9 protein-coding genes and 1 pseudogene are annotated in these 12,148 nt (G+C 59.7%); all 10 read right to left on the bottom strand.

The genetic code is table 11. The annotated features are described in order from the left end of the window. A pseudogene (locus tag QD409_RS30960) lies at positions 1-359 on the bottom strand (sugar ABC transporter substrate-binding protein); the annotation flags it as partial. 87 nt (positions 360-446) lie between these two features. Continuing rightward, a complete protein-coding gene (locus QD409_RS30955; protein WP_430764564.1) occupies positions 447-1,967 on the bottom strand; it encodes an aldehyde dehydrogenase family protein in 1,521 nt (506 codons plus the stop codon). Continuing rightward, positions 1,967-2,746, bottom strand: a complete 780-nt coding sequence (locus QD409_RS30950) for an enoyl-CoA hydratase/isomerase family protein (RefSeq protein ID WP_430764563.1) — start codon at positions 2,744-2,746, stop codon at positions 1,967-1,969. Before QD409_RS30950 ends, QD409_RS30955 begins: the two co-directional genes overlap by 1 nt. Then, positions 2,739-4,352: an acyl CoA:acetate/3-ketoacid CoA transferase gene (locus QD409_RS30945; RefSeq protein ID WP_430764562.1), complete on the bottom strand. Its 1,614-nt coding sequence runs from the start codon at positions 4,350-4,352 to the stop codon at positions 2,739-2,741. The genes QD409_RS30950 and QD409_RS30945 overlap by 8 nt, the downstream gene beginning before the upstream one ends. 6 nt (positions 4,353-4,358) lie before the next feature. Then, positions 4,359-5,414, bottom strand: a complete 1,056-nt coding sequence (locus QD409_RS30940; protein WP_092851991.1) for a LacI family DNA-binding transcriptional regulator — start codon at positions 5,412-5,414, stop codon at positions 4,359-4,361. 510 nt (positions 5,415-5,924) lie between these two features. After that, positions 5,925-7,442, bottom strand: a complete 1,518-nt coding sequence (locus QD409_RS30935; RefSeq protein ID WP_430764561.1) for an amidohydrolase family protein — start codon at positions 7,440-7,442, stop codon at positions 5,925-5,927. Between the two features lie 15 nt (positions 7,443-7,457). Continuing rightward, positions 7,458-8,348 (bottom strand): ABC transporter permease, encoded by an 891-nt coding sequence (locus QD409_RS30930; protein WP_430764560.1) that lies wholly within the window; start codon positions 8,346-8,348, stop codon positions 7,458-7,460. After that, positions 8,345-9,382 carry an ABC transporter permease gene (locus QD409_RS30925; RefSeq protein ID WP_430764559.1) on the bottom strand — a complete coding sequence of 346 codons (1,038 nt, stop codon included), beginning with the start codon at positions 9,380-9,382 and terminating at the stop codon, positions 8,345-8,347. Before QD409_RS30925 ends, QD409_RS30930 begins: the two co-directional genes overlap by 4 nt. A gap of 2 nt (positions 9,383-9,384) precedes the next feature. Then, positions 9,385-10,968 carry an ABC transporter ATP-binding protein gene (locus tag QD409_RS30920; RefSeq protein ID WP_092851983.1) on the bottom strand — a complete coding sequence of 528 codons (1,584 nt, stop codon included), beginning with the start codon at positions 10,966-10,968 and terminating at the stop codon, positions 9,385-9,387. 95 nt (positions 10,969-11,063) lie between these two features. Beyond that, on the bottom strand, positions 11,064-12,128 hold the full coding sequence (locus QD409_RS30915) for a BMP family ABC transporter substrate-binding protein (protein ID WP_092851981.1): 1,065 nt from the start codon (positions 12,126-12,128) through the stop codon (positions 11,064-11,066). Between the last annotated feature and the right edge of the window lie 20 nt (positions 12,129-12,148).

Here is a 12,148-nt window from a genome sequence, read left to right as displayed (position 1 = left end):
GCCTTGTCCCAGCCTTCCTTCTTCGCCGTCTCCGTCAGGTCGCCCATGACGCCGGCCTGGGCGTAGTCGAGCACGGTATAGCCGAGCATCTGCGACGCGGTCGGATAGTTGCCGGCCGCCACCATCGCCTTCAGCGCCGTCATCGCCGCATCGCCGCCGCCGCCGGCCACCGGAACGTCCTTCCAGGCATAGCCCTCCTTCGACAGATCCTGCTTCAGGACATTCAGCGCCGCTGCCTCGCCGCCCGATGTCCACCAGTGCAGCATCTGCACTTCCTTCACATCCGCAGCCCGAGCCGATACGCCCAAACCACCAACCGCCAGCGCCAATACCGCCGTCGTCGTCAGAAACTTGCGCATTGAGAACCTCCCAGTTCAAGTTTGAAGTGCAGGAACCATTCCTGCACTATTTCCCCGCCCTCCTCGGGCGCAGTCCTTTGCCGGCTGTCAGGCCAGCTTGTCTTTCTGCGGCATCCACCAGTTGGTTCGGGCGCCGATATGCATGTTGAGCGTCTTGGTCTCGGTATAATCTTCGACGGCATGGCGGCCGAGTTCGCGGCCAAGGCCGGATTGCTTGTATCCGCCGAACGGAAGCTCCGACGCTCCATCCATGAAGGTGTTCATCCAGACCGTCCCGGCGCGGATCTTGCGGCCGATCGTGAGGCAGGTGTCGAAATCGCGGCTCCACACGCCGGCCGACAGGCCGTAGTCGATGGAATTGGCGATCTCGATCGCTTCGGCCGTCGTCTCGAAGGTCAGCACGGAGAGAACGGGTCCGAAGACCTCCTCGCGAGCCACGGCCATGTTCGGCGTGACTGCTTCGAGAATGGTCGGCGCCATGAACTGACCCATACCAAAATCCAGAGCCTGACCGCCATGAGCTACTTTCGCGCCGCTCTCCTTTGCGCCAGCGAGATAGCCATTGATCTTCTCAAGATGCTGCGGCGTGATGATCGCGCCGACCTGAGTGGACGGATCGAGGGGGTCCCCGACCTTGACGTCCTTTGCAAGCTCAGCGACCCGCTTGACGACATCGGAAGCGATGCTTTTGTGCAGGATCAGTCGGGAACCGGCGTTGCAGCATTCGCCCGCATTGAAATATGCGCCGAATACGGCGGCATCGATGAACGCATCCAGGTCCGCGTCCGGAAAGACGATCTGAGGGTTCTTTCCTCCAAGCTCAAGAGAGACCTTTTTCAGCGTCTGAGCGGCGTTCGTCATCGTCAGCTTGCCAACACCCGTCGAACCGGTGAAGGAAACCATGTCGACCTCCGGATGCGAGGTCATGATGGCGCCGACCTCCGGCCCTGTACCGGTGACAATATTGACCACGCCATCGGGCACACCGGCTTCCTGGAGGATTTCGCCCAAGACGAGCGTCGATCCCGACGTCAGCTCGGATGGCTTCACGATCGTTGTGCAGCCGGCTGCGAGCGCGAATGGCAGCTTCTGACCGACGATCAGGAACGGGAAGTTCCAGGGTGTGATGATGGAGACAACGCCGATCGCCTCACGCAGGACGACGCCGAGCGTGCCGTCTCCAAGGGTATTATAGCTTTCGCCATGAAGATCGCGCGCAAGAGCCGCCGCATAGCGCCAAATGTCGACCGAACCCGCTATTTCCCCACGAACCTGCGAGATCGGCTTGCCGGCTTCGATGGCATCGAGATAGGCCAGTTCCTCGGAGCGCGCGGCGATGAGATCGGCCGCCTTCAACAAGATGGCCGAGCGCTCGGACGCGGTCATTCTGGGCCATGGGCCGTGATCAAACGCCTTGCGAGCCGCAGCGATGGCACGCACCGTGTCCTCTTTTGTGCCGGTCGGAAAACGACTGACGACGATGCCGTGACTTGGCGCGATGCGCTCGATCGGCTGGGAAGCGCCGGCCTCCCATTTGCCGTCGATCAGCATCTTGAAGTCTCGAGCCTTATGGTCGGCAAGAGCCTTTGGCGTCACCAGAACCGTCATCACCATTCTCCTTTGAATTTTGCTGAGCGCTTCTCGGTAAATGAAGCGACACCCTCCTTGAGGTCGCCGGTCTTCGCGGCGAGGATCGACCCAAGAGCCTCGACTGCCGTGCCGTTGTCCTCGTCATTGGCTGAGGCGATCATGAGCTTGACTATTTCGAGGGCCGCCGGCCCTCTGGCGGCGATACGCGCCGCGTATTCGTTCGCCGCGACGACAGCTTCGCCGGTCGCGACAACGGCATCCACGAGCCCGAGACCACGCGCCTCCTCGGCGGTAAAGACTTCGCCACCGAGCGCCATGCGACGCACGATCTGGGCTCCGAAGCGTTTCACGAGCCGTTGGGTACCCGACCACCCCGGAACCATGCCAAGGCCGGTTTCGGGCAGGCCAATCTTGATGTGTTCCTCCGCTATGCGGATGTCAGCAACACCAGCGAGCTCAAGACCACCGCCGAGCGCGTGTCCGTTGAGAGCAGCGATAAGGGGAACGCGCAATGTGGCCAGCCGCTCGAAAATACGATGACCGTGACGAACCCAGGCATGACCGAACTCTTCCGGGCGCATGCCGCCCCACGCCTTGATATCACCGCCGGCTGAGAAGCCCTTGCCTTCGCCTGTCAGGATCGCGACGCGGACTTGAGCGTTAGCTTCCACCTCGTCCGCGGCATCGGACAGGGCCTTGAGCATGTCGAGGTCGAGCGCGTTCAACTTCTCCGGCCGCGAGACCGTCATCGTCGCGATATGGCCTTCGACCTCGACTCTTACCGTACCGCTAGCCATGGAAGACACCCTCCAGAACACGGGTATTCTTCTTTGGAAGCGAAAGGTTGATGTTCGCCTCGGCGAAGAGGTTCGCGTCCATGATCTTGAGGTCTTCCGATACAATGAGTGGGAATTCGGACTGACTAAGGACGTGTTCCTGCATATCCACACCCGGAGCGATCTCCGTCAGTACGATGCCATTCGGCGTCAACTTCATGACGCAGCGCTCGGTAACATAGGTGATGTCCTGGCCCTGCTCGATAGCGCGCCTGCCCGAGAAGGTGACATGCTCCACCTCGTTGACGAGCTTCTTCAGCTTGCCTTCTTTCTCGACCACGAGCTTGCCGTCGTCGATGGCGAGCTTTGCTCCCGCATTGAACATGCCTGAGAAGACGATCTTCTTCGCTCGCGCCGTGATGTCGACGAAGCCACCGGCACCCGCGGTCACATGCGGACGGAAGGACAGCTTTGACACGTTGACGGAACCGTCCCTGCCGATTTCCAGAAAAGAAAGCAGCGAGGCATCGAAGCCGGCTCCCTGGAAATAGGTGAACTGATACGGCGACGGCATATAGGCGTCGGCGTTCGATGCGCAGCCGAAAGCGAAATCGAGAAGCGGAACGCCGCCGACGGCACCCTGTTCGATAACCCAGGTGACGGCGCTGTGGAGCCCTTCTTCCAGAAGGATACGCGGCACGTTAGCGGAAATACCAAAACCAAGATTGACGCAGCTTCCGGCCTGGAGCTCCTGAGCCACGCGCCGGGCGATCACCTTCTGTATGTTGAATTCCGGAACACTGAAACTGTCGAGCGGACGGAAGATTTCGCCGGAGATGGCGGGATCGTAGAGGGTCTGCGTCGTCTGCTTCTGATCGGGATCGACGATCACGTAGTCGACGAGCATCCCGGGTACACGCACATCATGGGGCTTTAGCGAACCTTCCTTTGTGATGCGTTTGACCTGAGCGATGACAATGCCGCCATTGTTGCGGGCAGCCAGAGCCTGATCAAGACCGCCGAGATAGGCACCTTCATGCTCGTAGGTGAGATTGCCACGCTCGTCTGCCGTGGTCGCACGGATAATAGCGACTTGCGGCACGATCGACGGGAAGAACAAGTAGTCGTCACCTTCAAACGACACGCGCTTGACCACGGGCTCCCGGGTCGCCAGCTCGTTCATGGCGCAGCCCTGGCGCTTGGGATCGACAAAGGTATCCATGCCAACCTTGGTCAAAACCCCTGGACGCTTGGCAGCGGCCTCGCGGTGGATATCAAACATGATGCCCGAGGGAATATTATAGGCGGGGATCTCGTTATTGGTGATCATCTGCCAAATGAGTGGCGGCTCGGCGCTGGACGGGCCGGACGGGTAGGATCCGCCGAGGATGCGCTTCAGCAATCCCTTCTTGGCGATATAATCCACGCCCTTGATGCCGCTCATGTCGCCAGCGGCAATCGGATGAAGTGTGGTGATATCCCGCGGATGACCGGTCGTTTCGAAACGCTCGCCGATCGCCTTCAGCATCAGATCGGGGCATCCCAGTCCACTGGATGACGACACTGAAACGATGACGCCATCCGGAATAAGGGCTGCGGCTTCCGCCGGCGTAATGTGCTTGCTCATGTTCATCTAAAGTCCTGTTTCAACTTTAACCGACGGATCAGCGCCTTCTGCCCCGCAACTGCTGCGCACCACGAGGCGCACGGACGAAATGATCGATTCCGCCTCGGCCTTGCCGGCATTGATCTGCTTCAAGAGGAGCTGAGCGGCCCGCCGGCCCATCGCCTGTGGGTCGACCGAAATGGTCGTCAGCGCCGGAACCGCTGTTTTCGCCTCGATGACGTCGTCAAAGCCGACCACCGCAAAATCTTTTCCCGGTTCCAGGCCCTTGGCGCGAAGCCCATCGCATACGCCGAAGGCAACCGCATCGTTGAAGCAGACGGCGGCCGTCGGCTTGACGTCAATGGCTAACGCTCGTCCAATGGCATCAACACCGCCTGCCCTGGAGGGCGCGGACGGGACGACAAGGCTATCGTCAGGCTTCATGCCATGGGCTGCCATAGCAGCACGATACCCTTGAAGCCGGTCTTCGAAGACGGCGGTATCGTTGAACCCTCCCAGGAAGGCTATCCGCCGATGCCCAAGGGATGCGAGATGCCGCACGCTGGCAAATGTGCCTTGCTGATTATCCGATACGAGGGATGACACTCGAGCTCCCGGCACGTTGCGCACGACGACGACGACGGGGATGCCTGAAGCGACGATCGGCTTGAGATCAGCCGCGGTCGTTGCGCGGGCCGGCGACAATATCAGACCCGAGATTCCATGCTCGCGCATGGAGGCGATGACCTCACTCTGGCGATCCAGACTTTCGCTGGTATTGGAAAGGAACTGAACAAAACCAGCGGACTGCACCACCATGTCGACGCCGACGGCAAGCTCGGCAAAGAACCCATTAGTCAGGTCGTTGACAACCACGCCGAGGATCTTCGACTTCGAGCTGGATTGCCTGAGGTTGGCGGCACCGCGGTTATAGACGTAACCGAGCTCGCGCATGACAGCCGTAACCTTTGCCCGGGTACCGTCATTGACCAGCGGAGATCCCTGAAGAACGAGGGAGACCGTCGACTTCGACACACCTGCCGCCTTCGCGATGTCAATGACGGTTACCCGTTCATTTTTCATGAGGTTCTCCAAGGCCCGAGCCATATCGGCGTTAATAATTGGAACGTTCCAATGTTGTCAAGTCGGAAAAATCATCAAAGTCGATGCGTAATCCTTGGGTCATTCCGATATAACTGGAAAAATGCTTATTTTTGCGGTATTTACTGATGAGCCCTACGCGGCTATAGCCACTTAGATCGTGAAGGCAGCCAAAATTTGGAACGTTCTAGTATTTCCTTGCGAACCTATCGGTGACACCTCGTGGTGGCTCAGCAACCGTTCAAAACCGCGCCGCCGCTTCGCTGTGTCGTCGGCCTAAATTTTGATGCCGCCAAAATCGCAAGCTTGCGACGGGCACATAGTTCCGATGTCAGAGCGGCAGTCGCCAATACAAGGCAGGAGGCGATTTTCTCTATCTTACTCAATGAGTTAGAGCCACTCTCGCTCTAGCACTCGCAACTGCCCCGCAGCGATCGACATAGGATCGCCTTTGCCTCTCCGATAGAAACACCTTTCTATGAGTGGCGTGGTTCAACCCAGAAATGGGAGATCGCCCTGATAGCGGTAAAGTGGCAATTCTGCTAGCGTCGCACGGCGGTGAATTTCGGCCATGGCCGGGGCGAATATGCCATTGCGGCGTTCGAGTTCGGCATGCTCTTCCAGCCACGCCGGCACGAGCTCGGCCAGCTCGGCGAAGACGGCCGCCTCGTCCACGGTCGTCAGGCGGCCGTCCTCCATGACGATACGGCCGGCGACCATGACTTTTTCGATGGACGAACCGTTTTCTGAATAGACGAGATGCTTCGCCGCATCGTTGAACGGCAGGAACGGATAGGACCGCAAATTGAGAATCATGAGATCGGCGGATTTGCCGATCTCCAGCGAGCCGGTGACATGCTCGAGCATTGCCGTCTTTGCGCCACCGATCGTTGCCATGCGCAGGATCTCGTCGGCCGTGACCCATTTGCCATAATCCGGTCCTGAAACAGAATGGATAAGACCTGCCACGCGCATGACGTCGAAAATGCGTGCCGTATCGTTGGATGAGACGCCATCAGTCCCGAGGCCCAGCGTGACGCCTGCATCCATAAGGCGCCTGACTGGCGCGATGCCAGCACCGAGTTTCAGGTTGGATATGGCATTGTGGGCAACCGAGACACCAGCCTCGCCCATCAGCAACATGTCGTCGTCGCTGACCCAGACAGAGTGCGCTATCGTCGTATTGCGTCGAAGAAGGCCCAGGTCCCGCATGTAGGCGATGAGGCTCTTGCCATGCAGCTCATGGCCGGTAATCGCCTGCGTCCGGGTTTCCAGCACATGAGTATGGAACGGCACGTGCTTTTCCATCGCCAGTTCCATGCAGGCCATCATGAGATCTGGTGTGCAGCGTTGGGGAGCAGATGGCGCAATCATAAAATTCACGCGTCCGGCGCGGCCGTGCAGGTTGTCGAAGGCGGATTTGCAGAAATCGACATAGGCCTCGGCCGTCATCGGTGGTCCGAAATCGAGTAGAGACTGCAACCCCGCCGACATCACATCGCGTGCGAAAGGTAAAGCATCAAGCGTATGAATGTTCATGGCCGCGCTTGAGACATTCGCGCGGATGCCTGCATCGTCGTAGGCGCGGAAAACCGTGCCGAGCCGATCGAGATTATGGCGTGGCGGATCAAAAAAGTCGTCACAGAGAGTGGTGACGCCATTGCGCAGCGATTCCATCGCCAGCAACAAGCTTCTCAAATAGAGCAGCCGCTTTCCGATCGGATCGTTCATCAGCAGCGGATAGGCGTAGAGCAGCCAAATCTCCAACGGCATCCCTTCGTAGCGGCCGCGAAAGAAGGTTTCGCTGGAGTGGGTGTGAGCATTGACGAGCCCCGGCATGATGAGCCGGTCGCGGCCATCGATGATGCGCGCTCCATCCGGCGGGGCCAGATCGGGGCCGATTGCGGCAATCAATCCGCCCTCGACCAGAAGGTCACCGGAGAAGGGTTTCGTGCCATGTGCTGCATCCACCGCGAGGATATTGGCATTGCGGATCAGGGTCTTGTTCATGGCCGTTTCTCTCCCCTATTGGTCCTTCAGCTCGCCGAAGCTTCCCGCAGTCTTGGCACCACTTAGCCGGCCGGAAAGCCAGACGCCGAACACGGTGGCGAGGTAAGGAAGCGCCTGCAACAAATCGTGCGGCACTTTCTCGCCGAACATCAACTGTGCGCGAATGCCGAGCGCACTGGCAATAGCGAAGAAGAACGCCGCCAGCGTGGCGCCAACCGGATGGGTCGCACCGAAGATAACAGCGGCGAACGCCATGAAGCCGCGTCCGGCCGTCATCCCTTGTGCAAAGAATTGCAGGCTTCCCGCAGCCAGTTCCGCTCCGCCGATGGCGCATAGCATGCCGCCGATTGACAAGGCCACAAGACGCATGCGTTGCGGCTGGATGCCGACGCTCCGCGCGGCAAAGGGATGCTCGCCGCTCGCTGCAAGCTGCAGACCGAAGCGGCTGCGACGTAGCAATAACCACATGGCGAAGACGACGAAAGGCATGGCTGCAACGAAGATCGACAGGACACCGTAGGAACCGAAAGCCGGGCCAAGCTTCGGCACCCCGAAGGGAGCCGTCACTGTCCCCTGGCTGCCGAAGATCGCTTCGACCGCCAGCGCCGTGCCGCCGACGCCGAGACCGGTCAGACCGAGCCCGGCAATGGTCGGATTGGCCTTTAGCTTCTCGATGACGAACCACAGCAGCATCGAGGCTGCGACGCAGAGCAGAATGGCGATGAATATGGCCAGGATAAAGGAGTGCGTCAGCATGATTCCGAGGATGGTGGCGCAAGCGCCGATGATCATCAGGCCTTCGAGACCGAGATTCCAGACGCCTGCACGCTGTGCGATGACTCCGGCGAGTGTCACATAGACCAGTGGCGTACCCGAACGCAGGATGGCGATGATGATGTCGTTCATTGCGGACGTCCTCCCAGACGCAGAAGCTTCTCGACGACGTTGGACCTGGCGGTGATAAACAGCGCGATGGCGGCATTGATGATGTCGATCGCCGCGGCCGGCAAGCCGGCCATGATAGGCAGATAGAGCGCGGCCGATGCCAATCCTCCGAAGAAGACGGATACGGCGGCGGTGCCGACGACCGAGAGATTGGCGACCAACGCGATCAGGATGGCAGTGAAGCCGTGCGTCGCCAGGAATCCGGAAGCGATGCGGCCGTTGGGGCCTATCAGTTCGATCGTTCCCGCTAGGCCTGCCAACGCACCGGAAATGATGAAACTCGACAATCCGAGCTGCCAGAGCTTTGCACCTTGCCAACGCACCATGGTGCCGTTTCGGCCGGCAAGGCTTGCCAGGACACCAAAGCCGGTGCGATTGACCAGAAGCCACATCGCGATCCCCACGACAAACGCAATACCAATGATCGTCGGGGACAGCCCAAGCGAGTTGGAGATGCGATAGGCCGCATCGATCGGGCGGCTCGAAGCCTGCTGCCCGGTGCCGGACGGATCCTTCAATGGCCCTGACGTTACATAGACCAGAAGCAAGCCAGCCATGAAGTTGCCCATTAGCGTGGTAATGACCTCATCCGTACCGGAGCGCAGTTTCAGCAGGCCTGGCCAAAGCGCCCAAAGCGCTCCACCCGTCATGCCTGCCAGAAAGATCAGCGGAACGACGACGAGCGCAGGACCGCCACGCAAGGCTTCTGCCGCAAAGGCGGCAGCGATCGCGCCGACATAGAACTGCCCCTGCGCGCCGATATTGAAAAAACCGGCACGGAAGGAAATGCTGACGCCGACAGCCGTGATGAACAAGGGCAACGCCCATCTCAGACTTTGCTCGACGGCGCCCGGACGCAGAAATGCGCCATCTGCGACAGCAACCAGCATCTGTGGTGCATTGTAGCCGGCAAACTGGAAAATCACGGCGCAGAGGATCAGCGAGAGGGCCACGAAGATCAGGCTGCGGAGAATGACGACAATCCTGCTTTTCATCGTCAAGCTTCCTTTCTCGCCGATGTTGCCCCGACCATAGCCGCACCGACCGAGTGGATATCGTATGGTTCGACGAACTCACCGGCGACGCGGCCAGACAGCATGACCAACACGCGGTCGGAAATATCGAAAAGTTCGTCCAGATCCGAAGAGATCAACAGGATCGCCGCTCCCCTGTCGCGCGCCGCTCGCAGGGACTTCCAAACAAAGGCGGTGGCGCCGATATCGAGTCCGCGTGTCGGCTGAGCGGCGATGATGAGCTTGGCATCCGCATCGATTTCACGGGCCAGAATAACCTTCTGAGCGTTCCCGCCCGACAGAGAGCCGGCGGGTTGCGAGGAGACATGATAATGGACACCCCAGCTTTTCAGGGAACGATCGCAAAGCTTTCGGATACGCGCGGGGTTGACGAATTGCAGCAGGGAACCCTGGAGCAATTCGCGCGCGCTCCAGTTTTCCCACAAGGAGCTGGTCAGGCTGAGGCCCTCGACATTGCGCTCGAACGGAATGATACGCAGCCCGGCGTTGCGGCGAGCGGCTACTGTCTTTGTCGTGACATCCTGCCCGGAAAGCGTGATCGTGCCGGACGAAAGTGCCGCCAGGTTGGCGATGGCGCGAACCAATGTCTTCTGCCCGTTGCCCTCGACACCGGCAATGCCGACGATTTCTCCGGGCCGTACGGACAGGCTGACATTCTCAAGCGGCGCGCCTTCGTCGTCCGAGACGGTAGAGACCGATTTCAGCGTCAATGCCGGTGCCTGCGCTGCATTAACGGAATGCTTGAAAGGCAGTTTGCCATGCGGTTGCTCAATACCAAGCAGCGCATCCCTGTCCTTTGCACTTTGTGATCGGACCGCGTCGCCGACAATCAGTGCCGTAAGGCGCTCGGCCGAGAGATCTGCTTTCGGTACCGGGCCTTCCACCCGCCGGCCGCCGCGCAACACGCTGATGGTGTCTGCGATGCCCAGTACTTCGCGGATCTTGTGAAGAATGAGAATGACAGTAACGCCGCGGTCCTTCAACCGCTGCACTCGGGCGAAAAGCATGTCGATGCCAGCAGGAGAGAGAACTGCCGTCGGCTCGTCGAGGATCAATACCTTCGCATCGGTGACGAGCGCACGAGCGATTTCGATGCTCTGCTGAGTTTCGACCGGCAGATCGCGGATGCGCCGCGAAAGATCGACCTGGATATCGAGGCTCTGTAAATGCGGACGCCACTTCTCCGCCAGTGCCTTGCGCGAGTAGAAACCGCCATGGCCCGGTGCACCGAATTCCATCACCTCAGCTACGGTGAATGACGGCGGCAAGGCGAAGCTCTGATGAACAAGCTCGACACCCGCCTCGCGGCTGTCACGCACATGGCCGGTGCGGATCGCTTGTCCTCCGATCTCCACCCTCCCCGTTGTCGGCTGCACGAGACCGGACGCAACGCGGGCAAATGTCGTTTTGCCCGCTCCATTCTGGCCAAGAACGGCATGAATGAGGCCGGCTTCGAATTCGATCGAAACTTCCGAGAGCGCCGTGACATCGCCATAGCGAACGGTCACGTCGCGGCATGCGAGTGCAGGCGGGGAATGATTGGACATGAAGAGCTTTCCGACATGATTCAACGGTCCCGACGCTGCCGCCGGGACCTCAGATACCCTACCGGCCGCCCTCGTGCGGCCGGCTAACGCAGCGCCTATAGGGTTGTATTGAAGTCGACCTTAACGGAACCGCCGAGAATGCCGGCACGCACCTTGTCGACATCCTTCAAGGCTTCCTTTGCCGTCGCGGTCAGCGCAGCCGGCCCATGCTCGGCAAACAATGGCGAGGGAATGAAGTTGATGACATCGGTTCCAAGGCCGGTATGTTCGTGGGTGCCACCTTTCCATCCGGTTCCCAGCGCTTTGCCGACCTCGTTGTAAAGCGACACGCCGTAATCCAGGCCGACGATCGAAATCACCGATTTCGGGCCAAGCGCGAATTGTGCCGGCGACAGGCAACTAACCATGCGGCCTTCCTTCTCGTTGGCCGCAGAAATGATGCCGCCATCGGTGGCTGCCGCATCGGTCTGTATATAGTCGATGCCATCGTTAAACATTTGCGTCGCAATTTCCTGACCCTTGGCCGGATCCTGGAACGACCCCGCGAAAGCAGCTGTCACCGTGGCATTCGGATTGACCGAATGGACACCGGCTTTCAGCGCGTTGAAGTCTGCGTTGAGCGGCGGAATAGAGACGCCGCCGATGAAGCCGATCTTGCCGGTCTTCGACATCTTCGCGGCGAAAACGCCGGAAAGGTAGCAGCCGAGATAATAGTCATAGGAAACCGTGACGACGTTCGGGATGGCCGGCTCAAAGGGGTCGGCAAACAGCTGAATCCATTTGGTGTTGGGATAGGAAGGGGCAAGCGCCTTGAATGGTTCCGCAACCTCATTGAAGGTCGAGACGATAATGGATGCGCCGGCATCTCCGAGCGTGCGGAACACGGTCTCGTAGGTTGCGGGATCCTGTGCGTAGACGGCGCGATAGGTAAAACCCTGCTCCGTGGACAGCTGCTTGAGCTTCGCAATCATCGCATCGACCGGGCCGTTGTCTCCGGCCGCCTGCGTATGAACCAGCGCAACCAGACCGCCGGCTGCCCGCGCCGCTTCCGGCAGTAGCCCGGTGGCCAGGCTGAACGCTGCCGCGCCGGCGCCGAGCTGGAGGAAAGTACGGCGATCGAACCCGCGGGAAAGATCATTGTCAATTTTGGTGTTTTTCATATGTGCAGTTCCCTCTCTTT

Origin of the sequence: Rhizobium sp. BR 315 (assembly GCF_050577975.1) — a bacterium.
In the GTDB taxonomy this organism is placed as follows: Bacteria; Pseudomonadota; Alphaproteobacteria; order Rhizobiales; family Rhizobiaceae; genus Rhizobium; species Rhizobium miluonense.
This window is presented reverse-complemented; position numbering and strand designations above follow the sequence as displayed.